This is a genomic window from Enterobacter sp. MGH119 (genome assembly GCF_001037675.1).
Lineage (GTDB): Bacteria > Pseudomonadota > Gammaproteobacteria > Enterobacterales > Enterobacteriaceae > Enterobacter > Enterobacter hormaechei_C.
Map to the genome: position 1 here is coordinate 1496915 of NZ_KQ089929.1, position 26262 is coordinate 1523176.

The window sequence follows — 26262 nt, forward strand, 5'->3', positions numbered from 1 at the left end:
GTTCACTCCTTACAAATAAAGATAAAGTCTCACCTTATGTGCACCCAGATAGCTGGCGCTGCCGTAGAGCGTGACCGACGTTCTTGCCGGGATGGTCACGCTGCGCGGCGCCTCAAGCGGGTGCATCTCAAGACCTCTCACGTCATACCAGTAGAAGCGATAATGCACCGTCACTGGCTCTTGCCTTTCGTTATAGAGCGTAGAAGAGGCTGAAGACTGGATTTCGCTTATGGTCAGCGAAGGCTTCTCCGCCGTGATGCCCGCAGCAAGCACTGAGGACTCCATCACCAGCGTCTGTTCTTCACTGACCGGGATGGCGGGACGCGCGCTGCACCCAACCATTACCAGCGTCACGATCAGCGCTGCAATACGCCCAGTTAACATATTAAAGACCTTTATGTGCCAGCATCGCTCCCAGTGGACGTCCACCCAGCAGATGCATATGAATATGATAGACTTCCTGGCCGCCATGGCGATTACAGTTCATGATCAAACGGTATCCGTCTTCAGCAATCCCTTCCTGCTCAGCGATTTTCGCGGCCACCGTCAGCATACGGCCCAGCGCCACTTCATGCTCGGTTTTAACGTCATTAACGGTCGGGATCAGAATATTGGGAATAATAAGGATGTGCGTCGGCGCCTGGGGAGAAATGTCGCGGAAAGCCGTGACCAGTTCATCCTGATAGACAATATCCGACGGAATTTCGCGGCGGATAATTTTACTGAAAATCGTTTCTTCAGCCATGACCTTTTCCTTTTAAGTTTAATCTGGCGTCGTGCGTCCGTTGTTAACACACATTGTCTGATTTACTGCGTGACACAAGACAAGAGTATGAGCGAGTTTCTCCTGTCCTTTCAACCTTCTCCCGTGATTTCTTTCCTGATTGTCCCCCATCTGGCTGAAGAGGCATCGCTTTAGGACATTTCTTTTCTGAAACCTTATTTCAGTTCATCCCGAAACATCTGTTTACAGCGTTAATCACAATGCGTATATTTCGCATTTGCATTTTCATGCGCATTTTTAACATAGAAAACGACGTCAGCCCGTGCTAGCGGGACTGTCGCGAAATACCTTCACCATTCACTAAGGGTTTGATGATGTCTTTCATTAATCACACCAGGGATGGGCAACGTCAGCCTGCCGCAACACCTTCGTTGCTGGCCGCCTGCATTGCTATGGCATTGACGCCAACCGCCGCTTTCGCTGCTTCAACCACCGAAGATACCGTTGTCGTTGACGGGGGTTTTGACAACACACAGGATCTTTCTGCCAGCCAGGATCAGGATTACAGCGTAAAAACCACCACCACCGGCACCAAACTGTTGTTGGTTCCCCGCGACATCCCACAGTCCGTCAGCGTTATCAGCCAGCAACGTATGGCTGACCAGAATCTGCAATCCATCGGACAGGTGCTGACGAACACCACGGGCATTACGGCCCAGGTGCAGGACAGCGACCGTACCGTGTTTTACTCACGCGGCTTTTTCGTCAGCAACTACGCCTATGACGACTTGCCAACCTCCATCAGTGAAGTGTGGAACTTTGGTGATACCGCCGCCGATACCGCGATTTATGACCGCATTGAAGTGGTTCGCGGCGCCACCGGCCTGATGTCCGGCACGGGGAACCCGGCGGCGTACGTTAATATGGTGCGTAAGCACGCGGACAGCCCGGAATTTAAAGGTAACGTCTCCGCCAGCTACGGCAGCTGGGACAAGCAGCGCTACGTGCTGGATCTCCAGGCGCCGCTGGTAGAGTCAGGTAAGGTACGGGGTCGTCTGATCACCGGTTATCAGGACAACGACAGCTTCGTGGATAACTACCACTACCGGAAGAAATTCCTCTACGGCGTGATGGACGCGGATGTCACCGACAGCACGACTCTCTCGGTAGGGTATGAGTATCAGGAAAGCCATACCGCCGACCCAACCTGGGGCGGACTGCCGACCTGGTACAGCGACGGAAGTACGACCCACTACAATCGCAGCCAGACCGTTGCGCCTGACTGGGCTTATTCAGATAAAGACAGCACCCGCATCTTCGCTAACCTGACTCAGCGTTTCGATAATGGCTGGGAAGCGCACATCAACGGTATGCACGCTGAAACCAACTTTGACTCTAAGCTGATGTATATGTCCGGCTATCCGGATAAAGAGACTGGTGCGGGTCTGGTGGGTTATGGCGGCTGGAACCGTGGAGAACGTAAACAGGATGCGGTTGACGCCTTCCTGCGCGGCGGCTTCGATCTCTTTGGCCGTCAGCACGAAATGATGTTCGGCGGCAGCTTCAGCCGTCAGCGTAACCATTACGACAACTCCATGCCGGATGCGGTATACGGCATGGTGGATGTCGGCAACTTTAAGAACTGGAACGGGAACATCGCCGATCCGCAGTGGACGCCGTGGAAACTCTACAGCAAGGATGATATTCGCCAGTCTTCAGCCTATTCTTCGGCTCGTTTCTCGCTGGCCGATCCGCTGCACCTGATCCTGGGCGCGCGCTACACCCAATACAATATTCGTTATAACCCGGCAGGATCGCCGAATACCCGTCTGGAAAGCACCAAAGATGATGTCACGCCGTACGCTGGCCTGGTGTATGACATCAATGAGGACTGGTCGACCTACGTCAGCTATACCTCTATCTTCCAGCCGCAGGATAAGCGCGACGCCAGCGGACGTTATCTCGACCCTACCATGGGTAAAAGCTACGAAGCCGGGGTGAAGGCAGACTGGTTTAATACCCGCCTCACCACCTCACTGGCGATTTTCCGCATTGAGCAGGATAACGTCGCCAGCAATACCTACACCTACATGCCGAGCGGTGAGTCGATCTATGAATCGCTGGACGGGGTGGTCAGCAAAGGGGTCGAGTTCGAGCTCAACGGTGCCCTGACCGATAACTGGCAGCTGACCTTCGGCGCGACGCGTTACATCGCAGAAGATAAGAATGGCAACGCCGTCAGCTCCGATCAGCCGCGCACAACCATGAAGCTCTTCACCCGCTATCAGTTGCCAATGCTGCCGGAACTGACCGTGGGCGGTGGCGTAAACTGGCAGAACAAAGTGTGGACGGACGTGGAAGGCGGCCCGGCAGGACGTTCCCGCGCGGAGCAAGGCAGCTATGGGCTGGTGAACCTGTTCAGCCGTTATCAGGTCACCAAAGATTTTGCGGTACAGGCTAACGTCAACAACCTGTTCGACAAAGAGTATTACGACTACGTCGGATCGTATGCGGTGTATGGCGCGCCGCTGAACGTCTCGGTGAGCGCGAGCTACGATTTCTGAGTGACAGAAGCCCGGTGGCGCTGCGCTTACCGGGCCTACCCATCACGTAGGCCAGGTAAGGCGCAGCCGCCACCCGGCACCACAAGCCGCAATAATAAAAAAGGCAGCCATTCGGCTGCCTTAGTCTCCCCAGGTCACAGCTTAGTTGTTGCGGATGTACTCATCCATTTCAGTTTTCAGGTTATCGGATTTAGTACCGAAGATTGCCTGAACACCAGAACCTGCAACAACGACGCCCGCTGCGCCCAGTTTTTTCAGACCCGGCTGGTCTACTTTCGCAACGTCGGCAACGCTCACACGCAGACGAGTGATACACGCGTCCAGGTTAGTGATGTTCTCTTTACCGCCGAAAGCAGCTACCAGAGCAGGCGCCATTTCGCTGGTCGCACCGGCTTTGCTGTCTTCCGTTGCATCTTCACGACCCGGCGTTTTCAGGTCCAGTGCTTTGATCAGCACGCGGAAGACGGTGTAGTACACCACTGCGTAGCCTGCACCCACGATTGGGAACAGCCACAGCTTGCTGCTGTTACCGGACAGAACGATGAAGTCGATCAGACCGTGAGAGAAGGACGTACCGTCACGCATACCCAGCAGGATACAGATTGGGAATGCCAGACCTGCCAGTACCGCGTGGATGATGTACAGGATCGGCGCAACGAACATGAAGGAGAACTCGATCGGCTCGGTGATACCGGTCAGGAACGAGGTCAGCGCTGCGGAGATCATGATACCGCCCACTTTTGCACGGTTCTCTGGTTTAGCAGAGTGCCAAATCGCAATTGCGGCAGCTGGCAGACCGTACATTTTGAACAGGAAGCCACCAGACAGTTTACCTGCCGTTGGGTCACCCGCCATGTAGCGTGGGATGTCGCCGTGGAATACCTGGCCTGCTGCGTTGGTGTATTCACCAATCTGCATCTGGAATGGAACGTTCCAGATGTGATGCAGACCAAATGGTACCAGGCAGCGCTCAATGAAGCCGTAGATACCGAACGCCACAACCGGGTTCTGGTAAGCCGCCCACTGAGAGAAGGTCTGGATTGCCGTACCGATTGGTGGCCAGATGAAGGACAGGACAACACCGGTGAAAATCGCGGCCAGACCAGAAATGATCGGCACAAAACGTTTACCCGCGAAGAAGCCCAGATACTCAGGCAGCTTGATGCGATAGAAGCGGTTAAACATGTACGCTGCAATCGCACCGGAGATGATACCACCGAGAACACCGGTGTCTGCCAGGTGCTTAGCGGCAATCTCTTCAGCAGGTAAATGCAGGACCAGCGGCGCAACCACAGCCATGGTTTTCACCATGATGCCGTAAGCAACAACGGACGCCAGAGCAGATACACCGTCGTTATTGGTGAAGCCCAGAGCAACACCGATAGCGAAGATCAGCGGCATGTTAGCAAAAACAGAACCGCCTGCTTCGGCCATCACGTGGGAAACTACGGCTGGCAGCCAGCTGAAGTTTGCAGAACCGACACCCAGCAGGATACCTGCGATAGGCAGTACGGATACTGGCAGCATCAGCGATTTACCGACCTTTTGCAGGTTAGCAAATGCATTCTTAAACATAATTGAGAGTGCTCCTGAGTATTTGTGCTTTTTTTACGTTTTCACGCATTGGCCCGGGGGGAGTACCGCGCCGTGGACAGGACATCTAAGCGCCCTTTATTTATTACACAGAGTAAAATAATTCCCTCTGAGTTTGTTTGACGGCTATCACGTTTCAGTTCAAGACGGCCAAAAAACTTGCAGATATTTACATAAAGCATGTCTGGATGTGTCTAAAAACGCCATCACCGCCCCAAATGAGGCGGTGAACTTTACTCGTTTTACTTATTAATTACGAGCCTAAAAATAACAGGTGTATCAGACAGATTGCAGGCGGGCGGGGTCGATATGGAACAGGCTGGCGAAGTTTTTCGTTGTCACGCGAGCCAGTTCTTCGATACTGACACCTTTCAGAACGGCCATATACTCAGCGACATCCCGGGTCATCGCTGGCTGATTCTCTTTGCCGCGATGAGGCACCGGCGCCAGGTACGGGGAATCGGTTTCCACCAGAATACGATCCAGCGGAACATAGCGCGCCGCATCACGCAGTTGCTCAGCATTGCGGAACGTGACAATCCCCGAGAATGAAATATAAAAGCCTAAATCAAGCAGCTTACCCGCCGTTTCTCTGTCTTCTGTGAAACAGTGTAGTACGCCACCGCAATCCGTCACCTTTTCTTCCCGCAGGATCGCCAGCGTGTCGGCGCGCGCATCGCGGGTATGAACGATAACCGGCTTATTCAGCTCACGGCCAATACGGATGTGGTTGCGGAAGGATTCCTGCTGGCGAGGTTTTGTTTCGGGGGTGTAGAAATAGTCCAGACCGGTCTCGCCCATCGCCACTACGCCCTCTTCTGCGGCAAGACGGCGTAAATCCTCAACGTCGTAAGCTTCATCCTGATTCAGCGGATGCACGCCGCAGGAGAAGACGACATTATCGCGCTCGCCTACCAGTTCACGCATGGAGCGGTAACCCGGCAGCGTGGTCGCCACGGCCAGGCAAAATTTCACATCGCGCGCGGCGGCTTTCGCCAGCACGTCGTCCACATTTTTATGCAGGGATTGATAATCCAGGCCATCGAGATGGCAGTGTGAGTCGACTAAAAACATAATGTCTCTCTCAGAGGTGGGAAACCGGCGGTATGACACCCGGTTGCAGGTAGTGTTCGATACGCATTAACTGGTCGGTCAGTAAAAGCTCGCGATTGAGACCGGTTACCGTCAAAAGTTGTTCATGACTCTGGCAGATATCATGAAGGATAGCGTGCAGCGACTGCCCTGACAGGCGATTCGCAAGTGTGGTGACCAACGCCCACACGTCAGGGTTAGTCAGAAGCGTAGCCCCCTGCTGGATTTTGAGCGCATCCAGCAGCAGTGCGGCCAGCCAGTGCAGCCGTTCCGGAGCCTGATCGCTGTTCAGCGCTGGCAGCATGCTCAGCCAGTCATGGCTGTCGAGGGCTGATTCAACCGCACGACACAGCGTTTCACGCTGGGACCACACCTCCGGCTGCAATAAGGCCAGCGCAGCCGCAGGCGCACCGCTGCACAGGCGCAACGCCGAGCGCGCCGCGTCTTGTGACACCGTCACTTCTCGCTCAAGCCAGGCGAGCGACCAGGATTCCTGAGGGACAGCGAGGTGGTGAAGACGGCAGCGACTGCGCAGCGTCGCCAGCAAGCGTTCCGGCTCGCGGCAGGAGAGGAAAAACCAGGTGTTCTCTGGCGGCTCTTCCAGGGTTTTTAACAGGGCGTTGGCTGCGGCTTCCGTGAGCAGCGCGGCGTCTTTCAGCCACACCACTTTCGCCCCGCCCAGACGCGCATATTCGTACAGTTTCTCACTGACCTCACGCACCGCGTCGATACCGAGCGTATTTTTGCCTTTCTCGGGTTCGAGGGTGTAATAGTCAGGATGCGTGCCCGCCTGCATGAGCTGGCAACCCCGGCACTTACCGCAGCTTTTATGTCCTTCCGGCTGTTGGCACATCAGAAAGCGGGTGATGGCGTAAATCAACGCATCATCACCCATTCCCGGAAGCGCCTGGATCAGTAACGCATGATGCCCCCGACCAACCTGATAGCTGCCGATCAGCTGTTCAAAGTGTGGGCGCAACCATGGATACCATTTCATGCCTGCTGCTCCTGTAGCCACTGCGTAACTGTCTGCTGAATATCACGCGTAACGTCTTCAAGGGATTGCGTCGCATCGATGGTACGAATGGTCTTGTCCTGCCCGGCCAGCTCCAGATAACGCGCACGGGTGCGGTTAAAGAAATCAAAAGATTCCTGTTCAATGCGGTCCAGTTCGCCGCGGGCGCGGGCGCGCTTCAGGCCCACCTCAGGGGTCACGTCCAGATACAGCGTCAGGTCAGGACGGAAATCGCCCAGAACCGCGTCGCGAAGCGTAGCCAGCATGGTCTGGTCGATACCCCGGCCACCGCCCTGATATGCCTGGGTTGAGAGATCGTGGCGATCGCCAATCACCCATTTCCCTTCTGCCAGAGCGGGTTTGATCACCGTCTCCACCAGCTGAACGCGCGCCGCATAGAACATCAGCACTTCCGCTTTGTCGGTAATAACTTCATCGCCAACGGATTTGATATCCAGAACCAGGCTGCGCAGTTTTTCCGCCAGCTGCGTACCGCCCGGCTCGCGGGTGAAGACCATATCGGCAACGCCAAGCGACGTAAGCGTATCCACCACCACGTTACGGGCAGTTGTTTTGCCCGCCCCTTCGAGTCCCTCAATGACAATGTATTTACTGCGCATTTTTTTCCTTAAGTGCCTTCAGATAGTCCTGAACGGAGCGATTGTGGCTGGCCAGGTTGGTATTGAACGTGTGCCCCCCTTTTCCGTCAGCCACAAAATAGAGATACGGCGTTTTGGCCGGGTGCGCGGCGGCCTTCAACGATGCTTCACTCGGCGTCGCAATCGGTCCAGGCGGCAGGCCGCTAATCACGTAAGTATTATACGCCGTTGGCGTCTCCAGATCTTTTCTGGAAATCCTGCCGTTGTAGTTTTCGCCCATGCCGTAGATGACGGTAGGATCGGTTTGCAAACGCATGCCGATGCGCAGACGGTTAATAAACACCGAGGCAACCTGGTCACGTTCGGCAGCAACGGCCGTCTCTTTCTCGATGATCGAGGCCATCGTCATGAACTGGTTTTGATCTTTATAAGGCAGGCCTTCTGCTCGCCCTTCCCAGGCAGCGTCTACCGCCGCGACCATTTTGTTGTGCGCGCGCTTCAGAATGGCCACATCCGTCGTGCCTGCCGTATACATCCACGTATCGGGCCAGAACCAGCCTTCCACCCACTCGGGATGTTCGAATTTTAAGGCGTCTGCCACGGTCTGGTAGCGGTCATCTTTCAGCGTATGCTTGATGTACGGCGCGTCACGCAGCTGCCTGAGGTAATCGCTCAGACGCATACCTTCCACGAAACGCAGCGGGAACTGGGCTTCTTTACCACTTTCCAGCAGTTGCAGCATCTCGCGCACGGTCATGCCAGGGGTAAAGCGATAGGTACCGGCCTTGAAATGGGACAGGTCCGGTTCAATACGCAGCAGCCACTGGAATACGCGTGGGCGATTGATAATTTTGTCGTCATACAGCTGCTGACCAAGCGCCTGCCGCCCGGTCCCCGCTTTCAGGGTAAAAATCGTCTCGTCTTTTATCAGGATCTGACTCTCCGCCAGCTGACGGACTTTCCACACTCCTGCTCCGCCAGCGATACCTAACGCAACGATCAGAAGGAGGACAAAGCGTAACATTTTCTTCATGACTACCTGGTTTGCTCACATAACGGGGCCAGAAACTGGAACAGCTCGCGGGATGACCAGCATTTGCGGCCATAAGCGCGAACGGGGACAACGGGCATCAGCGCATTGCAGATAACAACTTCATCGGCAGCCAACAGCGCCTCTTCCTTAGCGTTGACTTCGACAACACGAAAGCCTGCGCGTGCCAGCTGGTGCATACAAAACTGCCGCATAATGCCGTTGACGCCGGCCTGCTCCAGCGAAGGCGTGAACACGTCACTACCCTTCCGCCAGAGTAAATTAGCCGCACAGCATTCCGTAATGTACCCTTCGCTGTCAAGAACCAGCGCCTCCCCGGCCTCCGTCTGCTCAAGATGAGTACGAATTAGCACCTGTTCAAGGCGGTTGAGATGTTTTATGCCAGCGAGCATCGGGTTTCTTCCCAGACGTACCGGACTTAGCGCCAGGGCTACGCCCTCTTCACGCCAGTGCGCATAATGGGAAGGATAATCTGAAACGGAAAGGATCCGCGTAGGATGCAGACAGGCAGAACCGCTATAGCCCCGGCCACCGCTCCCGCGGCTGATAATGACTTTCAGGACGCCGCTTGCTTTTTCTGACGCCAGCCGACGCATCTCACTTTCAAGAATGTCCCACTGCGAGAAGGGGATCAGTAATGTTTCGCAGGCTTTTTGTAAACGAAGGATATGGGCCCCGAGCAGGCACACGTCACCGTCGAGAATACGCGCAGTCGTGAAACAGCCATCGCCAAACTGGGTCGCCCTGTCGCTTGCCGGCAGCGTGTCTTGCTCAAGGCCATTAATCAAAAACATAGTGGCTCCTTATGCGTGGAGGCTCAGTCTGGCAGGATGTGAACAGCCGGACAAGGGGATTTCGCCTAATAAAAAAGGCCCGGCAAGCGGACCTTTTTTATCGTCAGCGACTAACCAGACTCAGACCTTTTTGAAGATCAGAGAACCGTTAGTCCCACCGAAGCCGAAGGAGTTACACAGGGTATACTCCATACCGCTAACCTGGCGCGCTTCGTGAGGAACGAAGTCCAGATCGCAACCTTCATCCGGGTTATCCAGGTTGATGGTTGGTGGTACAGCCTGATCGCGCAGCGCGAGAATAGAGTAGATTGACTCTACTGCCCCCGCAGCGCCCAGCAGGTGACCGGTCATGGATTTCGTGGAGCTCACCAGCACACGGCTGGCAGATTCGCCGAAGATAGACTTAACAGCCTGCGCTTCTGCTTTATCGCCCGCAGGGGTAGACGTCCCATGCGCGTTAACGTAGCCAATCTGTGCCGGCGTAATGCCCGCATCACGGATGGCGTTTTCCATCGCCAGCGCAGCACCTGCGCCATTCTCTGGAGGAGACGTCATGTGATAAGCATCGCTGCTCATGCCAAAGCCAACAACTTCAGCATAAATTTTCGCGCCACGTTTTTTCGCGTGTTCGTACTCTTCCAGTACGATCATGCCTGCACCGTCACCCAGCACGAAACCATCACGGTCTTTATCCCACGGACGGCTCGCCGCCTGAGGATTATCGTTTCGGGTAGAGAGCGCACGCGCTGCACCGAAACCACCGACGCCCAGTGGGGTACTGGCTTTTTCAGCGCCGCCCGCAACCATAGCATCTGCATCGCCGTACGCAATGATACGCGCGGCCTGGCCGATGTTATGCACGCCAGACGTACAGGCTGTCGCGATTGAGATGCTTGGGCCACGCAGGCCGAACATAATGGTCAGGTGACCTGCCACCATGTTGACAATCGTAGACGGAACGAAGAACGGGCTGATTTTACGCGGGCCGCCATTCATCAGAGATGTATGGTTTTCTTCAATCAGACCAAGACCGCCAATCCCGGAGCCGATAGCGGCGCCGATACGGGTCGCGTTCTCTTCCGTAATCTCAAGGCCAGAATCCTGCATGGCCTGAACGCCAGCGACAATTCCATATTGAATGAAGGCATCCATCTTGCGCTGTTCTTTGCGCGAGATGATCTCTTCACAGTTAAAATCCTTTACTAAGCCAGCAAATTTCGTTGCATAGGCGCTAGTATCGAAATGGTCGATTAGGCTGATGCCGCTCTGACCGGCAAGGAGAGCTTTCCAGGTGGACTCTACGGTATTGCCGACAGGAGACAACATGCCAAGTCCGGTCACAACTACACGACGCTTAGACACGCTTGTCCTCCAGGGAGGGATAAAAAAAGAGATTCGTGGGACAACAAAAGATAAAACTCAGGCGGTCGAATGACCGCCTGGAGATGTTCACTTACGCCTGGTGACCGTTGATGTAATCAATGGCAGCCTGAACGGTGGTGATTTTCTCAGCTTCTTCGTCCGGAATCTCAGTATCAAACTCTTCTTCCAGAGCCATTACCAGCTCAACGGTGTCAAGAGAATCTGCGCCCAGGTCTTCAACAAAGGAAGCGGAGTTCACAACTTCTTCCTGCTTAACGCCCAGCTGTTCGCCGATAATTTTCTTAACGCGTTCTTCGATAGTGCTCATACTCTTAAATTTCCTATCAAAACTCGCTTTCGCGATGGTTTTCGTAGTGTATAAAATGTTGAAAAATTTGCAACTAAATCCCGGCAGGTCTTACCACGATTTTACGTTATTTTGAGGCCATTTGCCCAAATAACGCAAATATTTTCGATCGTGATTAAACCATGTACATCCCGCCGTTGACGTGGAGGGTTTCACCAGTGATGTAACCCGCTTCGTCAGAGGCTAAAAATGCAACCGCGCTGGCGATTTCTTTAGGGTCGCCAAGACGACCCGCTGGAACTGCCGCCAGCGTACCCGCACGCTGCTCATCAGTTAGCGCACGCGTCATGTCCGTTTCAATAAAGCCCGGAGCAACAACGTTTACAGTAATTCCGCGGGACGCGACTTCACGCGCCAGCGACTTACTGAAACCGATCAGACCTGCTTTCGCCGCAGCGTAGTTAGCCTGACCAGCATTTCCCATGGTACCAACCACAGAACCTACAGTGATAATACGACCATGACGCTTTTTCATCATAGCGCGCATTACCGCTTTTGACAGACGGAATACAGATGACAGGTTGGTTTCGATAATATCGTTCCACTCGTCGTCTTTCATTCGCATCAGCAGGTTGTCGCGAGTGATCCCGGCATTATTGACCAGAATATCCACTTCGCCAAACTCTGCGCGAATATTTTCCAGAACAGATTCGATAGATGCTGGTTCAGTCACATTCAGTACCAGACCTTTACCGTTCGCACCCAGATAGTCGCTGATGGCCTGTGCGCCATTCTCGCTGGTCGCAGTCCCGATCACCGTTGCGCCGCGCGCAACCAGTGTTTCAGCAATAGCGCGCCCAATACCGCGGCTTGCGCCGGTCACCAGGGCAATTTTTCCTTCAAAACTCATGGTATTCCTCTTTTATTGCGAGAGTGCCGCTTTCATGGCTTCCGGCTCGTTAATCGCCGAGGCAGTCAGGGTATCTACAATACGTTTTGTCAGACCGGTAAGTACTTTACCTGGACCGACTTCATACAGATGTTCCACGCCCTGAGACGCCATAAATTCAACAGTTTTAGTCCACTGAACCGGGCTGTAGAGCTGGCGAACCAGCGCGTTACGGATAGCCTCCGGCGCGGTTTCGCACTTCACATCGACGTTATTCACAACGGAAATCGTCGGTGCGTTAAAGGTCATTTTTTCCAGCTCAACCGCGAGCTTATCGGCTGCGGGCTTCATCAGCGCGCAGTGAGACGGCACGCTCACCGGCAGGGGCAGTGCACGTTTTGCGCCCGCAGCTTTACAGGCAGCGCCTGCACGCTCAACCGCTTCTTTATGACCCGCGATTACCACCTGGCCTGGCGAGTTAAAGTTTACCGGAGAAACGACCTGACCTTCAGCAGATTCTTCACAGGCTTTAGCGATAGAAGCATCATCCAGACCGATGATGGCAGACATGCCGCCCGTGCCTTCTGGCACCGCTTCCTGCATGAATTTACCACGCAATTCAACCAGGCGTACCGCGTCAGCGAAGGCAATCACGCCAGCGCAGACCAGCGCAGAGTATTCACCGAGGCTATGACCCGCCATCAGCGTCGGCGCTTTGCCGCCCTGCTGCTGCCATACGCGCCACAATGCGACGGATGCCGCCAGCAGTGCCGGTTGAGTCTGCCAGGTTTTGTTCAGTTCTTCAGCGGGGCCCTGTTGGGTCAGCGCCCACAGATCATAACCCAGCGCGTCAGAAGCTTCACGGAAAGTCTCTTCAATAACCGGATAGTTTGCTGCCATTTCAGACAACATCCCAACAGTTTGCGAGCCCTGTCCCGGGAACACAAAAGCAAATTGCGTCATTTTTTAATCCTTATCCTAGAAACGAACCAGCGCGGAACCCCAGGTGAACCCGCCACCAAAGGCTTCAAGCAAGACCAGTTGGCCCCGTTTAATTCGTCCATCGCGTACCGCTTCGTCAAATGCGCACGGTACCGATGCCGCAGAGGTGTTGCCGTGGCGATCGAGCGTCACCACAACGTTATCCATAGACATGCCCAGCTTCTTCGCCGTCGCGCTGATAATACGCAGGTTAGCCTGATGCGGTACCAGCCAGTCGAGTGCGGCGCGGTCCAGATTGTTCGCTTCCAGCGTCTCATCAACGATGTGAGCCAGTTCAGTCACGGCCACTTTAAACACTTCGTTACCTGCCATTGTCAGGTAAATTGAACTGTCCGGATTAACGCGATCGGCGTTAGGCAGCGTTAACAGCTCGCCGTAGCGGCCATCGGCATGCAGGTGCGTGGAGATGATGCCCGGCTCTTCGGACTGCCCCAGCAGCACCGCGCCCGCGCCATCGCCAAAAATAATGATCGTTCCGCGATCGGTTGGATCGCAGGTACGCGCCAGCACGTCAGCGCCGATCACCAGCGCATATTTTACGGCGCCCGATTTTACATACTGATCGGCGATGCTCAGTGCATAGGTGAAACCCGCGCATGCTGCTGCAACATCAAATGCCGGGCAGCCTTTGATGCCGAGCATGTTCTGCACCTGGCACGCTGCGCTTGGGAAGGCATGCGTGGCAGAGGTGGTCGCCACCACAATAAGCCCGATCTGTTCTTTATCAATGCCAGCCATCTCAAGCGCTCGCTGAGCGGCTTCGTAGCCCATGGTGGACACAGTTTCGTCTGGCGCGGCGATACGACGTTCACGGATACCTGTGCGCGTGACAATCCACTCGTCAGACGTATCTACCATTTTTTCAAGATCGGCGTTGGTACGCACTTGTTTTGGCAGGTAGCTGCCGGTACCTAAAATCTTCGTATACATGTACGCTCAGTCACTTTTAGCTAATACAGATCCCAGGCGAGCGGCAATCCTCTGAGGGACTTGACGCTGCACCGCCTGCACTGCCTGTTCAATCGCGACGGTAAATGCTCGCTGATTGGCGGCGCCATGACTCTTAATCACGATGCCGCGCAATCCTAACAGACAGGCGCCATTATACTGGTCGGGGTTGAGGTGACTGAATCGCCGCGTCAGGCTTTTTTGTAACCAACGCTTTAATATAATCAGCCACCAGGACCTTTTTTTACCGTCTCCCTGCGATTTCAGCAGAGAAAGGAACATTCGTACGACCCCTTCCATGGTCTTCAACGTCACGTTTCCGGTGAAGCCATCACACACTAATACATCCGTTTTGCCCGTCAGCAACTCATTGGCTTCGAGATAACCAATATAGTTGATGGAGGGGACCTGTTTGAGTATTTCCGCAGCGTCGCGGATACTGTCCAGACCTTTGGTCTCTTCTTCACCAATATTCAATAACGCAACGCGGGGATTGTTAATCCCGAGCACGTCTTCTGCCAGCACCGACCCCATAACGGCAAACTGAGCCAGCATTGTACTATCACAATCCACGTTAGCGCCCAGATCCAGCACCACCGTTTTGCCCTTCTGCTGATGCGGTAACACCGTCACCAGCGCCGGACGCTCAATGCCCTCAATCGGCTTGAGCAATAATTTCGACAGCCCCATCAGCGCGCCAGTATTTCCCGCGCTGACGCAAGCCTGTGCTCGCCCTTCTTTCACCAGCTCCAGCGCCATTCGCATAGAGCTGCCGCGGCTATTACGAATAGCCTGCGATGGCCGGGCATCACTGGCAATAACTGACTGCGCAGGAATAATCTGCAGACGCGAACGTTGTTCAAAGTCAGCTTTTGCAAGTAATGGCGTGATTGTGTCGGGATTACCGACTAAAAGAAGTGTGAGTTGCGAATTAGAATTCAGTGCCTGCAATGCTGCAGGCACTGTCACGGTAGGGCCAAAATCTCCCCCCATGACATCTAACGCCAGGGTTAGACGTGTCAAGGTATCGTCGCAGCCTGGTTCGGTAAACTCCCCGTTTGCACGGGGAAGTTCCTCACTAAGCCTAATCACGCTGACGCGTGATTACTTAGTGATAACCTTGCGGCCGCGGTAGAAACCGTCAGCGGTGATGTGGTGACGCAGGTGTTTCTCACCAGAAGTCTTGTCTACAGACAGGCTGGTAACTGCGGTCAGCGCGTCATGGGAACGACGCATGCCACGTTTGGAACGGGTTGGTTTATTCTGTTGTACGGCCATGGACCTTACTCCTCAATTACTTACGCTTTAAGCTGGCTAATACGGCAAATGGGTTTGGTTTTTGCGCTTCATCAGGCAGTTCCCCAAAGACCATGTCCGCCTCGGACACTTCACAGTGTTCAGAATCATGCACCGGAACGACTGGCAGGGAGAGGATGACTTCATCTTCAACCAGCGCCAGAAGATCGATTTCACCGAATTCGTTAACCTCAATCGGCTCATACGCTTCCGGGAGTGCTTCAGCCTGTTCGTCAGAACGAACCGGACTAAAACAATACGTTGTGTGAACATGCTGTACAAACGGTTTCCCGCAACGCTGACATTCGAGCGTTACCGTCACCTTTGCATCACCGGTTAACACGGCGAGACGCTGGTTGTCGATAGCGAACGACATGGAGCATTCTACATCACTGTCCACACTGACTACAGATTCGGCAATACGCTCAGCCTGATCGGAAGAATAGATTCCTTCGTAATCGAGGCGTTTTTGAGCCGTACGAACCGGATCAAGAGTCAGGGGTAATTTTACCTTTTGCATAGGGCGCGCATATTAACTTTGTAACGTCATAGAGTCAAAGAAAAAGGCAACCAGAGCTGCCTTTTGCCAATTATTCGCACACATTGCGGCCTGTAGTTTAAAATGGCTGGCATCGATACGCTATATCTGGTGATAAAAATATGCCAAATCTCGTCCTTGCTTCCACTTCACCTTATCGCCGAATGCTGCTGGAAAAGCTCGGGATCCCGTTTGAATGCGCTGCGCCGGAGGTGGATGAAACGCCACAGCCGGGCGAGTCACCGCGTCATCTGGTGACCCGTCTCGCGAAAGAGAAAGCACAGTCGCTGGCCGCACGTTACCCCGCTCATCTGATTATAGGCTCCGATCAGGTTTGTGTGCTGGACGGCGAAATCACCGGCAAACCGTATACGGAAGAAATCGCCTGCCAGCAGCTTTTGCGTGCGCGAGGCAGTATCGTGACCTTTTATACCGGCCTGGCGCTATATAATTCGGCTTCCGGCCATCTGCAAACCGAGTGCGAGCCGTTTGATGTGCACTTCCGTCATCTTAGCGAACAGGAGATTATGGATTATGTGCGTCGGGAACGTCCGCTGAACTGTGCAGGGAGCTTTAAAAGTGAAGGACTAGGGATTGCGTTGTTCGACAAGCTCGATGGCCGCGATCCCAACACGCTGGTGGGGTTGCCGCTGATTGCGCTGTGCCAGATGTTAAGGCGAGAAGAGTGTAATCCGCTGACGATGTGACCGTTGCGGCCTGATGCCCCCACCCCGGCCCTCTCCCTGTGGGAGAGGGAGAAAAACATGTAGGCCGGGTAAGCGCAGCGCCACCCGGCACAAAATCAGCCGCGCAGAACTTTCAGACAGCGTTTGAGCTGCTCATCCAGCGGCGCTTCAATACGGATAACTTCACCGGTATTAGGATGGGTGAACTTAAGCGCTGCCGCATGCAGGAACAGACGCGATAGCCCCGTCCCCGCCAGCTGCTTATCAAATTCGCGATCGCCATAGCGGTCATCAAACGCAATCGGATGGCCCGCAAACTGGGTATGGACGCGAATCTGGTGAGTACGCCCCGTCACCGGACTACAGCGCACAAGCGTGGCGAATTCGTAGCGCTCTTCAACTTTAAAGCGCGTCTCAGACGGTTTCCCTTCCTGATTAACACGAACAATGCGCTCGCCGCTTTGCAGAATATTTTTCAGCAGCGGCGCCTGCACCACTTTCACGTGGGACTGCCACTGGCCGCGCACCAGCGCCAGATAATCTTTCTGCATCCCTTTTTCGCGCAGCTGTTCATGCAGTGAACGCAGCGCAGAACGTTTTTTCGCCACCAGCAGCACGCCAGAGGTATCACGGTCAAGACGGTGAACCAGTTCGAGGAAACGCGCTTCCGGGCGCAGCGCGCGTAACCCTTCAATCACGCCGAAGCTTAGGCCGCTCCCCCCGTGTACCGCCGTTCCGGACGGTTTATTCAGCACCAGAATGTGGTCGTCCTCATAAAGGATAACGTCGCTCAGGGCCGCGACTTTTTGCAGCTTCGGAGAAACGACCTCTTCTTCACGCTCTGCAACACGTACCGGTGGAATGCGGACTTCATCGCCCGCCTCGAGCTTATACTCTGGCTTCACGCGTTTTTTGTTCACCCGCACCTCGCCCTTACGCAAGATGCGATAAATCATGCTTTTTGGCACACCCTTCAACTGGGTGCGCAAAAAATTATCGATACGTTGCCCCGCCTCGTCGTCGGCGATGGCAACCATTTTTACGGCTGGAGTCTCTGTTTTCATGGTTGGCGATTCTAAATAGCGTCAGGCATTAGCGCCACTCATTTTTCTATGCTTATATTTACTTTTATCCGGACCGCTCCCCTTTCGCGCAATCGATTTGGTGGTTATTAAACCAATCACCCCGTTGAAGTGAAGAAACTGTGAGTAACCGGGTGATAATTGGTAAAAGTCATCTTGCTATAACCCGGCGAGCAGTGGAATAATGAATCCGTTTTCCGCGTTAAATCCGGGTTTTGTAAGGATGTCGACGGAATGACCAATTTTGTCTGACCGATCATCCACGCAGCAATGGCGTAAGACGTATTGATCTTTCAGGCAGTTAGCGGGCTGCGGGTTGCAGTACTTCCCGGTATAAGGATTGTTCTCTGGAGAGTTTTCCCAGGCAATTCCCCTGATAATTGCGCTGTGTTTCCGTATGAAACACAGGCAACCGACACTCTGCGCCTCTTAAGCGAGCGACAACCGTGAGGTTGGCGACGTGAATAGACACGAGGCCATCGGTTCATACCCCGGAAAGCGTCACCTTGCCCGCAGCTTTGTCGTCAATGTAAGAATAACGAGTAAGTTACGATGAAAAGAATGTTAATCAACGCAACTCAGCAAGAAGAGTTGCGTGTCGCCCTTGTGGATGGGCAGCGCCTGTACGATCTGGATATCGAAAGTCCTGGACACGAACAGAAAAAAGCGAACATTTACAAAGGCAAAATCACCCGCATTGAACCAAGCCTTGAAGCTGCATTTGTCGATTACGGTGCTGAGCGTCACGGTTTCCTTCCTCTCAAAGAAATCGCCCGCGAATATTTTCCTGCAAACTACAACTCCCATGGCCGTCCGAACATTAAAGATGTTCTGCGTGAAGGTCAGGAAGTTATCGTCCAGATCGATAAAGAAGAGCGTGGCAACAAAGGTGCCGCACTGACCACCTTTATCAGTCTGGCAGGAAGCTATCTGGTGTTGATGCCAAACAACCCGCGTGCGGGTGGCATCTCTCGCCGTATCGAAGGTGATGACCGTACAGAGCTGAAAGAAGCGCTGGCAAGTCTTGAGCTACCAGACGGCATGGGCCTTATCGTGCGCACCGCAGGCGTCGGCAAATCTGCCGAAGCATTGCAGTGGGACCTGAGCTTCCGTCTGAAGCACTGGGAAGCCATCAAGAAAGCGGCTGAAAGCCGTCCTGCTCCGTTCCTGATCCACCAGGAAAGCAACGTCATTGTGCGTGCCTTCCGTGATTATCTGCGTCAGGACATCGGTGAAATTCTGATTGATAACCCGAAAGTGCTTGAGCTGGCTCGCCAGCACATCGCCGCGCTGGGTCGCCCGGATTTCACCAGCAAAATTAAACTGTACACCGGTGAAATCCCGCTGTTCAGCCACTATCAGATTGAATCCCAGATCGAGTCTGCCTTCCAGCGTGAAGTGCGTCTGCCGTCCGGCGGTTCTATCGTTATCGATACCACCGAAGCGCTGACCGCTATCGACATCAACTCCGCGCGTGCAACCCGCGGCGGCGACATCGAAGAGACCGCCTTCAACACCAACCTAGAAGCCGCTGATGAAATCGCCCGCCAGCTCCGCCTGCGCGACCTGGGTGGTCTGATTGTTATCGACTTCATCGACATGACCCCGGTTCGCCACCAGCGTGCGGTTGAAAACCGTCTGCGTGAAGCGGTGCGCCAGGATCGCGCGCGTATCCAGATTAGCCATATCTCGCGCTTCGGCCTGCTGGAAATGTCCCGTCAGCGTCTGAGCCCGTCACTCGGCGAGTCCAGCCATCACGTCTGCCCGCGCTGTTCCGGGACAGGTACCGTGCGTGACAATGAATCGCTCTCCCTCTCTATTCTGCGTCTGATTGAAGAAGAAGCGCTGAAAGAGAACACCAAAGAGGTTCACGCCATTGTTCCGGTGCCGATTGCCTCCTACCTGCTGAACGAAAAACGTGCAGCGGTGAGCGCAATCGAAGCGCGACAGGGCGGCGTTCGCTGCATCATCGTGCCAAACGACGAGATGCAGACCCCGCACTATCACGTGCTGCGCGTGCGTAAAGGTGAAGAGACAAGCACCCTCAGCTACCTGCTACCGAAGCTGCATGAAGAAGAAATGGCGCTGCCATCGGATGAAGAGCCTGCCGAGCGTAAACTGCCTGAGCAGCCTGCATTAGCAACCTTCATCATGCCGGAAGCCCCGCCGGAAGCGACGCTGGAAAAACCAGCGGCAAAACCTGCCGTGCAAAAGGCGGCCCCTGCCGTGCCAAAAGCGCAGCCTGAGCAGCCGGGTCTCCTGAGCCGCATCTTCGGCGCGCTGAAAAAAATGTTCGCTGGCGAAGAAGTTCAGCCTGAGCAGCCGAAAGAAGCGCCAAAAGAAGCGAAACCAGAGCGTCAGCAGGACCGTCGTAAGCGTCAGAACAATCGTCGCGATCGTAATGACCGCAACGACCGTAGCGATCGTAACGAGCGCCGTGATAATCGTTCCGAGAACAACGAAGGTCGTGAACAACGCGAGGACAACCGTCGCAACCGTCGCGAGAAGCAACAGCAGAACGTTGAAGATCGTGAGATTCGCCAGCAGGCGGGCGATGAGTCCGAGAAGAGCAAACAGCGTGACGAGCAGCAACCTCGCCGCGAGCGTAACCGTCGTCGTAACGACGAGAAACGCCAGGCCCAGCAGGAAGTCAAAAACCTGAACCGCGAAGCGCCTGTTGAACAGCAGGACACGGAGCAGGAAGAGCGTACTCAGGTTATGCCGCGTCGTAAGCAGCGTCAGCTGACCCAGAAAGTGCGTGTGGGTGCTGTTCAGGCGGAAGAAAACGACGTTATCGCGGTTGAAGCAGCAGAAAGCACAACGGGTACACAGGTTGCGAAAGTTGACCTGCCAGCCGTAGTAGAAAATCAGGTTGAGCAGGACGAAAGCAGCGAAAACCGTGACAACGCAGGTATGCCGCGTCGCTCCCGTCGTTCTCCGCGTCATCTGCGCGTGAGCGGTCAGCGTCGTCGTCGTTACCGTGACGAGCGTTACCCAACTCAGTCGCCAATGCCATTGACCGTGGCGTGTGCGTCACCAGAGATGGCATCCGGTAAAGTCTGGATCCGTTATCCGGTTGCTCGCCCGGAGCAGGCTATTGAAGAACAGGCTGTGACCGAAGAGGTGATTGCACCGATAGCAGCGGTGGAAGACGTCGTGACTGAAGCGGCAACCGTGGTTGAACCGCAGGTTGTTGACACGGCGGCACCGCAGGCTGTGGAAGTGGAAACGACCCATCCTGAAGTCATTGCTGCGCCGGTTGATGCCGCTCCGCAGATCATTGCCGAAGAAGATACCGTGGTGGCTGAAGAAGTCGCGGAAGACGCTCAGCCAGTCTCCGCAGCAGAAGAGCCCGCAGACGTTACCGTCGAAACGGTGACTGAAGAGGTTGTTCAGGACGTCGAGATTCAGGTTGAACCTGTTGTCGAAGAGGTCAAAGCGCCTGAAGTGAAATCAGAGCCGATTGAGGTCGTTGCAGCTGTAGCGCCTGCTCACGTTGCTACCGCGCCGATGACTCGCGCCCCGGCACCTGAGTATGTGCCTGAAGCGCCACGCCATAGCGACTGGGTTCGTCCGGCATTCAACTTCGAAGGCAAAGGTGCTGCCGGTGGTCACAGTGCAACGCACATGGCTACTGCGCCAGCTACTCGTCCTCAGCCTGTTGAATAACGCACGCTAATACTGAAAGCCGACCTTCGGGTCGGCTTTTTTATGGCTGTTGCAGGGGCTTTCTCATTCCGGTGACCTCCGGCATTATCTGCCGCATCAGCTCCAGAAAACGCCGCAAGCGCGCCGGATAATAACGAGACCAGGGGTAAACCAGATGTACCGGTAGCGCTGCCGGCTGCCACTCTGGCAGTAGATGCACCAGTCGTCCTTCCTGAATATCATCCTGTACTGTCCAGCTGGATACCACCGCAACGCCTAGCCCGGTGAGTGCCGTATTGCGCGCCACATACAGGCTGTCGGTACTCAGGCGTGGCGTAATGGTAACCCGCGTCGGGGCAGATGATGCATCGTGGAAAAGCTCCACATGGCGTTGATAAAAAGAGCTGATGGCAATCCAGGGAAGCTGTTGCAAATCTTCCGGCGTTTTAACCGCGGGATAACGGGCCAGTAATTCCGGTGAAGCCACCACCGAGCGCGGCACTTCAGCCAGCAGCACGGACACGGTTGCCGGATCGACTTCCACACCCACCCGAATAGCACAGTCAAGGTTGTCGCCGAGGAAATCAACCGAGCGATCGTTGAGCATCCACTCAACAGAAAGCTGGGGATAGCGCTGCAAAAATTCGGTTAACGGTTTCAGAAGCTGATCCTGGCCAAACGCGTGCGGGGCGCGCACCCTCAGCACCCCAACCGGTTCATCTTCCGTCTGCCCTACCTCGTCTTCCAGTGCCAGCCAGCTGTCAATCACCCGTCGGGCATGCTGATAGCAGCGTTCGCCGTCATCGGTCAGCCGGGTCGTATGGGTTGTGCGCAGCATCAGGCGTACTCCCAGCATGGTCTCAAGCGACTGCAACCGTCGGCTCACCGTGGCCTGGGTTGTTGCCAGCTGACGTGCTGCCGCAGAAAGAGACCCCGCCTCCACAATGCGAACAAACGTTCGCATCAGTTCTACCCGATCTATACGCTCAGGCCTTTTCATATCATTTCCATCCATACGCTACACGTATAAGCGTTTTACCACCGCGCCCGCTACCGTCGCAAGGCGTACTGATAAAAAATAGCCGCACACGACGAATGAGGAACATCTTATGAACACAACTACCACCCGGGCCGTAAGCCGCTGGGTAATCTTAATGCTGGCGCTCGGTGCGGGCTTTAGCGTGGCATCCATCTATTATGCCCAGCCTCTGCTGCCGCTGATGGGCTCAGACCTGAACCTGAGCATCGAAGGCATGGGCATGGTCCCGACGCTTACCCAGGCGGGTTATGCCTTAGGTATCCTGTTTCTGCTCCCGCTCGGCGATCGTCATGATCGCAGAACGCTGATCCTGATAAAAAGTGCGGCTCTGGCGCTGTTCCTGCTGGGTTGTAGCCTGACCGGACAACTGCACTCCCTGCTGCTCACCAGCCTGCTGATTGGCATGGCCGCCACCATGGCGCAGGATATTGTCCCGGCCGCAGCGATCCTCGCGCCGGAAGGCAAACAGGGAAAAACGGTCGGCACGGTGATGACCGGCCTGCTGCTGGGGATTTTGCTCTCCAGAACCGTGAGCGGCGTGGTGGGTGAAGCCTTTGGCTGGCGGGTGATGTATCAGCTGGCCGCCGCAAGTATTGCCTTTGTCGGCGTGGTCATGTGGGCCGTGCTTCCCCGCTTCGCCGTTCACTCCACGCTGAGCTACCCGGCGCTGATGCGCTCCATGGAACACCTCTGGCGCCGCTACCCGGCGCTGCGTCGGGCCGCGCTGGCCCAGGGTTTTCTGTCGATTGCCTTTAGCGCATTCTGGTCAACGCTGGCGGTCATGCTGCTGGAACGGTATCACCTTGGCAGCGCCGTGGCGGGTGGATTTGGTATTGCCGGAGCCGCTGGCGCGCTGGCCGCACCGCTGGCAGGTGGTCTGGCAGATAAGCTGGGCGCCGGTAAAGTCACCCAACTGGGTGCCGCGCTGGTGACCCTCTCGTTTGCCCTGATGTTCCTGATGCCGGCACTGGATATACACGGTCAGTTGATCCTGATTGCCCTCTCCGCGGTCGGTTTCGATCTCGGCTTGCAGTCCAGCCTCGTGGCCCACCAGAATCTGGTCTACAGCCTTGAGCCGCAGGCCCGTGGACGCCTGAACGCTCTGCTGTTTACCGTCATTTTCATCGGAATGGCGCTGGGTTCGGCATTAGGCAGCAATATCTACACGCTGGCAGGCTGGTCTGGCGTGGTGGCTCTGGCAACCCTGTGTGGTGCCATTGCGCTGGCTATCAGAGTGATTGAAAGCGCCCGGGTGCTGTCCGCACAGGCAGAAAGTGTGTAAAAAAAATGCCCAACCCGGACGGGTTGGGCAGTCAAAACATGCCCAGTTTCAAGACATGTAAAACAGGTCAGAGTCTTATCTGTTCATCTGGAACAAAGACATACCCTGCATATCGCTAAAGGCTTTATACGAGGCCTGCAACGCCGCCTGCTGCATGGTGTAGGACGAAATCACCGAGTTCCAGTCCACGTCAACCAGGTTACTCATCTGCTGGGTCTGACCCAGCGCGCGGTCTTCACCCAGAGCGTCCAGCTTGCCCAGCTCATCCAGCTTGATGCCGAGGTCGGCGCGCACGGTCAGCACGTTGTTGAGGGAGTTGCTAAGGCCACGGTTGGCTTTATCAATAGCCGCCGTAAACGCCTCGGCTTTCGTTTCATCCTCCCCAATCGGCGTATTCAGCGCTTCAATTGCGGAGTCGAGGATCTTGAACAAATTCGTTTCCGGTTTACTACCATCTGGCTCTGGCTTCGCATTGCTGGTGAAGCTATCGAAAACTTCAGTGCCCGTATGGCTGATTTGCATCGTGCGCGCGGAGTCAACCTGCTGGCTGATTGGCGTTCCGCCGCCCTTATAATCACCCGTAGTCTGGTCGAAAGCCGCCGCTTCGGTCTTGTAACCGGAAAAAATATAGCGGCCGTTACCGTCCGTGCTGTTAGCCAGGTTCATGAGCTGATCGCGAATACCTTGCAGGTTCGTGGCCAGCGAAGCGCGGTCATCGTCACTTAAAGTACCGTTGCCCGCATTGACAATCTTTTCCTGAGCAGCCTGGATAGCGGTTGTCACTTGCGATAACACGTTCTCTTCCAGCGAGACTTTCGTCGTAGCGAAGGAGCGCGCCAGCGCATACTGGCTGTTTTGCGTTTGAGCCTGAGAGAGCACAACGGCCTGCGAGGCGGCAATCGGATCGTCAGATGGACGATTGATGCGCTTCCCCGTAGACATCTGCTCGCCGTAGCTGAGCCAGAGACTTTGGGAGTTCGTCACGCCGCGCATGCTTTGCTCATACATCATTTGAGTACTAATACGCATTTTTTATGCCTCAGCCTTAGCGGATATTGATCAATGCATCAAACAGCGTGCTCGCCGTTTGCAGCACCTGCGCATTCGCCAGATAGTACTGCTGATAGCGTTGCAGGTTGCCATACTCTTCATCCAGGTTAACCCCGGAGATTGACTGCTGTTGTTTGGTCAGCTGCGTCACCACGTTAACTTTGGTTTCGCTGCTGGTTTTCAGCGACGCCGTGGTGCTGCCCACCGTACTGACCAGCGCGGCATAAGCATCGTTAAAGGTTTTGTTCCCCCCCACCAGCTTAGCGCTCTGTAAATCCAGCAGCTTCTGGCCATTGGTATTGTCGCTTTCGCCGCTTCCTTGCGCGGAGGCCATCGCCAGTTTGGATTCGTCGCTGATCGCAACGTCCATATTCACAATGACGTCATTCACCGGTTTGACGATGAAACTGTCTTTATTATTGGCTGAGCCGCTAATCTTAACGTTAAGACCATCAAACGACAGATTACCGCTGGCGTCAGGCTTGGCCGTGAAGCTGGTGTTGTCCGACAGACGCGTGATTGTCCAGTCAGTACCGTTATACTCAACTTTGTAGTTTGTCGCCTGGACCTTGGTACTGTCCGTCATCGTGGCCGTAACGGACGCGCTTCCGGTGTTTTTGCCGTTACTCAGCACTGCCGGGGAGCCAAAATCAAACAGCTTGCCGCCTTTATCCCCGTTGGCATCAAAGCCCGCCTGGTGCTGGGTATTCATGGCATCCGCAAACGCCAGCGCCATCTGGTTGAGGGTGTTTCGCGCCTGATCCAGATCCTGAGAACGGAACGTTAACATCCCTCCAAGCGACCCCGTGGTGATCTGTTTTTCTGAGATCTCCACGTTGCCTGCTGCGGCATCCACATACGCAATCGTTGTACGCGCTGGGTCCGCACTGGATTTCACCGCCGCCAGCTGACTTGCGTTGCTGCCCTGTACCAGGGTGTAACCGTTGGCGATAGAGATGTTATACGTGCCGCTGTCCTGTACGGTAACGTCCACACCGACAATCTTGTTCAGTTCACTCACCAGCTGATCGCGCTGATCGAGCAGTTCGTTCGGGGATGCGCCCGCCCCTACGCCAGTCAGCCGGGAGATCTGATCGTTAAGGTTAGCAATCTGCTTCGCATAGTTATTGATCTGATCAACGCTGGTAGAAATCGCCGTATTGACCTGCGCATCCTGATCGCGGAGATATTGATCGTTGGTTTTAAACTGGTTTACCAGACCATCCGCCTTACCGAGCACCGTCTGGCGTGCAGCCGGATCTTCTGCGTTACTCACCAGCGTTTGCAGGCTTTTAAAGAAATCCTGGAGGTTGGCAGAAAGCGAGTTCGTGGTATCCGACAGCACGTCGTCAATTTTTGACATCTGCTGGTAGCGCGTGGTCAGCCCACTGCTCTGGTTCTGCGCCGCACGCAGCTGGTTGGTGATAAACGCATCATATTCACGCTGAACGCCGGAGACATAGACCCCGTTACCCACCCAGCCACCACCGGCCAGGGTGCTGTTTGATGCCCCCAAGATGGTGGTCTGGCGGGTATAACCTGCCACGTTGTAGCTTGAAATATTATTACTGACGGTATTGAGTGCCGACTGCGCAGCACTGAGGCCACTCATGGCGCTGTTAATCAAACTGGACATGGGGGTTCCTTTTATACGTTCAGACACGAGTCCTGATGAAGGTTATCGGCAACCTCCTCCGGGAC

Annotated in this window: 24 protein-coding genes; 4 read left to right on the forward strand and 20 right to left on the reverse strand. The window is 55.0% G+C overall.

Features of this window, described 5'->3' with window-relative positions:
- Positions 1-9: 9 nt before the first annotated feature.
- Both SK53_RS07140 and hinT read right to left on the reverse strand, forming a co-directional pair.
- Entirely contained in the window at positions 10-384 is a 375-nt protein-coding gene (locus SK53_RS07140) for a YcfL family putative periplasmic lipoprotein (protein WP_032658037.1), read from the reverse strand.
- A 1-nt stretch (position 385) separates the two neighbouring features.
- A complete protein-coding gene (hinT, locus tag SK53_RS07145; protein ID WP_048208939.1) occupies positions 386-745 on the reverse strand; it encodes a purine nucleoside phosphoramidase in 360 nt (119 codons plus the stop codon).
- A 353-nt stretch (positions 746-1098) separates the two neighbouring features.
- Between hinT and fhuE the strand changes: the two genes are divergently transcribed.
- Positions 1099-3288 carry a ferric-rhodotorulic acid/ferric-coprogen receptor FhuE gene (gene fhuE, locus SK53_RS07150; protein WP_048208941.1) on the forward strand — a complete coding sequence of 730 codons (2190 nt, stop codon included), beginning with the start codon at positions 1099-1101 and terminating at the stop codon, positions 3286-3288.
- A 141-nt stretch (positions 3289-3429) separates the two neighbouring features.
- On the opposite strand, the gene ptsG is transcribed toward fhuE, so the two are convergent.
- From ptsG to yceD, 14 genes are all read right to left on the reverse strand, one after another.
- The gene (ptsG, locus tag SK53_RS07155) at positions 3430-4863 is read right to left on the reverse strand and encodes a PTS glucose transporter subunit IIBC (RefSeq protein WP_003857942.1); all 1434 of its coding nucleotides are present in this window, start codon (positions 4861-4863) and stop codon (positions 3430-3432) included.
- A 297-nt stretch (positions 4864-5160) separates the two neighbouring features.
- On the reverse strand, positions 5161-5955 hold the full coding sequence (locus SK53_RS07160; protein ID WP_003857943.1) for a metal-dependent hydrolase: 795 nt from the start codon (positions 5953-5955) through the stop codon (positions 5161-5163).
- 10 nt (positions 5956-5965) lie between these two features.
- Positions 5966-6970, reverse strand: coding sequence for a DNA polymerase III subunit delta' (gene holB / locus SK53_RS07165; RefSeq protein ID WP_045350106.1), 1005 nt, complete (start codon positions 6968-6970; stop codon positions 5966-5968).
- Positions 6967-7608, reverse strand: coding sequence for a dTMP kinase (gene tmk, locus SK53_RS07170; protein ID WP_003857946.1), 642 nt, complete (start codon positions 7606-7608; stop codon positions 6967-6969). The genes holB and tmk overlap by 4 nt, the downstream gene beginning before the upstream one ends.
- Entirely contained in the window at positions 7598-8620 is a 1023-nt protein-coding gene (gene yceG, locus SK53_RS07175) for a cell division protein YceG (RefSeq protein WP_045330553.1), read from the reverse strand. The genes tmk and yceG overlap by 11 nt, the downstream gene beginning before the upstream one ends.
- Positions 8621-8622: 2 nt before the next feature.
- Complete coding sequence (gene pabC / locus SK53_RS07180; RefSeq protein WP_045350108.1) at positions 8623-9432, reverse strand: aminodeoxychorismate lyase; 810 nt, start codon at positions 9430-9432, stop codon at positions 8623-8625.
- A gap of 120 nt (positions 9433-9552) precedes the next feature.
- Positions 9553-10794, reverse strand: coding sequence for a beta-ketoacyl-ACP synthase II (fabF, locus tag SK53_RS07185; protein WP_003857950.1), 1242 nt, complete (start codon positions 10792-10794; stop codon positions 9553-9555).
- 91 nt (positions 10795-10885) lie between these two features.
- Positions 10886-11122, reverse strand: coding sequence for an acyl carrier protein (gene acpP, locus SK53_RS07190; protein ID WP_003857954.1), 237 nt, complete (start codon positions 11120-11122; stop codon positions 10886-10888).
- A gap of 154 nt (positions 11123-11276) precedes the next feature.
- Positions 11277-12011, reverse strand: a complete 735-nt coding sequence (gene fabG, locus SK53_RS07195) for a 3-oxoacyl-ACP reductase FabG (RefSeq protein ID WP_003857956.1) — start codon at positions 12009-12011, stop codon at positions 11277-11279.
- Between the two features lie 12 nt (positions 12012-12023).
- Positions 12024-12953, reverse strand: a complete 930-nt coding sequence (fabD, locus tag SK53_RS07200) for an ACP S-malonyltransferase (protein WP_003857958.1) — start codon at positions 12951-12953, stop codon at positions 12024-12026.
- A 15-nt stretch (positions 12954-12968) separates the two neighbouring features.
- Positions 12969-13922, reverse strand: a complete 954-nt coding sequence (locus SK53_RS07205) for a beta-ketoacyl-ACP synthase III (RefSeq protein ID WP_003857960.1) — start codon at positions 13920-13922, stop codon at positions 12969-12971.
- A 6-nt stretch (positions 13923-13928) separates the two neighbouring features.
- The gene (plsX, locus tag SK53_RS07210; protein WP_003857962.1) at positions 13929-14963 is read right to left on the reverse strand and encodes a phosphate acyltransferase PlsX; all 1035 of its coding nucleotides are present in this window, start codon (positions 14961-14963) and stop codon (positions 13929-13931) included.
- 81 nt (positions 14964-15044) lie between these two features.
- Positions 15045-15218: a 50S ribosomal protein L32 gene (rpmF, locus tag SK53_RS07215; RefSeq protein WP_003857964.1), complete on the reverse strand. Its 174-nt coding sequence runs from the start codon at positions 15216-15218 to the stop codon at positions 15045-15047.
- A 16-nt stretch (positions 15219-15234) separates the two neighbouring features.
- Positions 15235-15756, reverse strand: coding sequence for a 23S rRNA accumulation protein YceD (gene yceD / locus SK53_RS07220; protein WP_003857966.1), 522 nt, complete (start codon positions 15754-15756; stop codon positions 15235-15237).
- Positions 15757-15896: 140 nt separating this feature from the next.
- Between yceD and SK53_RS07225 the strand changes: the two genes are divergently transcribed.
- On the forward strand, positions 15897-16481 hold the full coding sequence (locus SK53_RS07225; RefSeq protein ID WP_032609001.1) for a Maf family protein: 585 nt from the start codon (positions 15897-15899) through the stop codon (positions 16479-16481).
- 95 nt (positions 16482-16576) lie between these two features.
- Here the strand turns inward: SK53_RS07225 and rluC are convergent, their stop codons facing one another.
- Positions 16577-17524, reverse strand: a complete 948-nt coding sequence (rluC, locus tag SK53_RS07230) for a 23S rRNA pseudouridine(955/2504/2580) synthase RluC (RefSeq protein ID WP_003857970.1) — start codon at positions 17522-17524, stop codon at positions 16577-16579.
- Positions 17525-18094: 570 nt separating this feature from the next.
- Between rluC and rne the strand changes: the two genes are divergently transcribed.
- Positions 18095-21211, forward strand: a complete 3117-nt coding sequence (gene rne / locus SK53_RS07235) for a ribonuclease E (protein ID WP_048208944.1) — start codon at positions 18095-18097, stop codon at positions 21209-21211.
- Positions 21212-21251: 40 nt separating this feature from the next.
- Here the strand turns inward: rne and SK53_RS07240 are convergent, their stop codons facing one another.
- Positions 21252-22190, reverse strand: coding sequence for a LysR family transcriptional regulator (locus SK53_RS07240; RefSeq protein WP_086598422.1), 939 nt, complete (start codon positions 22188-22190; stop codon positions 21252-21254).
- Positions 22191-22299: 109 nt separating this feature from the next.
- On the opposite strand from SK53_RS07240, the gene SK53_RS07245 reads away from it, so the two are divergent.
- Positions 22300-23511, forward strand: coding sequence for an MFS transporter (locus tag SK53_RS07245; RefSeq protein ID WP_045330545.1), 1212 nt, complete (start codon positions 22300-22302; stop codon positions 23509-23511).
- 75 nt (positions 23512-23586) lie between these two features.
- On the opposite strand, the gene flgL is transcribed toward SK53_RS07245, so the two are convergent.
- On the reverse strand, positions 23587-24540 hold the full coding sequence (flgL, locus tag SK53_RS07250) for a flagellar hook-associated protein FlgL (RefSeq protein ID WP_003857977.1): 954 nt from the start codon (positions 24538-24540) through the stop codon (positions 23587-23589).
- Positions 24541-24556: 16 nt separating this feature from the next.
- On the reverse strand, positions 24557-26197 hold the full coding sequence (gene flgK / locus SK53_RS07255; RefSeq protein WP_048208947.1) for a flagellar hook-associated protein FlgK: 1641 nt from the start codon (positions 26195-26197) through the stop codon (positions 24557-24559).
- Positions 26198-26262 lie beyond the last annotated feature (65 nt).

Bases quoted from the DNA above. Each gene is read 5' to 3' on its own strand.
- SK53_RS07140 (WP_032658037.1), bottom strand. From the start codon at position 384: ATGTTAACTGGGCGTATTGCAGCGCTGATCGTGACGCTGGTAATGGTT.
- hinT (WP_048208939.1), bottom strand. From the start codon at position 745: ATGGCTGAAGAAACGATTTTCAGTAAAATTATCCGCCGCGAAATTCCG.
- fhuE (WP_048208941.1), top strand. From the start codon at position 1,099: ATGTCTTTCATTAATCACACCAGGGATGGGCAACGTCAGCCTGCCGCA.
- ptsG (WP_003857942.1), bottom strand. From the start codon at position 4,863: ATGTTTAAGAATGCATTTGCTAACCTGCAAAAGGTCGGTAAATCGCTG.
- SK53_RS07160 (WP_003857943.1), bottom strand. From the start codon at position 5,955: ATGTTTTTAGTCGACTCACACTGCCATCTCGATGGCCTGGATTATCAA.
- holB (WP_045350106.1), bottom strand. From the start codon at position 6,970: ATGAAATGGTATCCATGGTTGCGCCCACACTTTGAACAGCTGATCGGC.
- tmk (WP_003857946.1), bottom strand. From the start codon at position 7,608: ATGCGCAGTAAATACATTGTCATTGAGGGACTCGAAGGGGCGGGCAAA.
- yceG (WP_045330553.1), bottom strand. From the start codon at position 8,620: ATGAAGAAAATGTTACGCTTTGTCCTCCTTCTGATCGTTGCGTTAGGT.
- pabC (WP_045350108.1), bottom strand. From the start codon at position 9,432: ATGTTTTTGATTAATGGCCTTGAGCAAGACACGCTGCCGGCAAGCGAC.
- acpP (WP_003857954.1), bottom strand. From the start codon at position 11,122: ATGAGCACTATCGAAGAACGCGTTAAGAAAATTATCGGCGAACAGCTG.
- fabG (WP_003857956.1), bottom strand. From the start codon at position 12,011: ATGAGTTTTGAAGGAAAAATTGCCCTGGTGACCGGCGCAAGCCGCGGT.
- fabD (WP_003857958.1), bottom strand. From the start codon at position 12,953: ATGACGCAATTTGCTTTTGTGTTCCCGGGACAGGGCTCGCAAACTGTT.
- SK53_RS07205 (WP_003857960.1), bottom strand. From the start codon at position 13,922: ATGTATACGAAGATTTTAGGTACCGGCAGCTACCTGCCAAAACAAGTG.
- rpmF (WP_003857964.1), bottom strand. From the start codon at position 15,218: ATGGCCGTACAACAGAATAAACCAACCCGTTCCAAACGTGGCATGCGT.
- yceD (WP_003857966.1), bottom strand. From the start codon at position 15,756: ATGCAAAAGGTAAAATTACCCCTGACTCTTGATCCGGTTCGTACGGCT.
- SK53_RS07225 (WP_032609001.1), top strand. From the start codon at position 15,897: ATGCCAAATCTCGTCCTTGCTTCCACTTCACCTTATCGCCGAATGCTG.
- rluC (WP_003857970.1), bottom strand. From the start codon at position 17,524: ATGAAAACAGAGACTCCAGCCGTAAAAATGGTTGCCATCGCCGACGAC.
- rne (WP_048208944.1), top strand. From the start codon at position 18,095: ATGAAAAGAATGTTAATCAACGCAACTCAGCAAGAAGAGTTGCGTGTC.
- SK53_RS07240 (WP_086598422.1), bottom strand. From the start codon at position 22,190: ATGAAAAGGCCTGAGCGTATAGATCGGGTAGAACTGATGCGAACGTTT.
- SK53_RS07245 (WP_045330545.1), top strand. From the start codon at position 22,300: ATGAACACAACTACCACCCGGGCCGTAAGCCGCTGGGTAATCTTAATG.
- flgL (WP_003857977.1), bottom strand. From the start codon at position 24,540: ATGCGTATTAGTACTCAAATGATGTATGAGCAAAGCATGCGCGGCGTG.
- flgK (WP_048208947.1), bottom strand. From the start codon at position 26,197: ATGTCCAGTTTGATTAACAGCGCCATGAGTGGCCTCAGTGCTGCGCAG.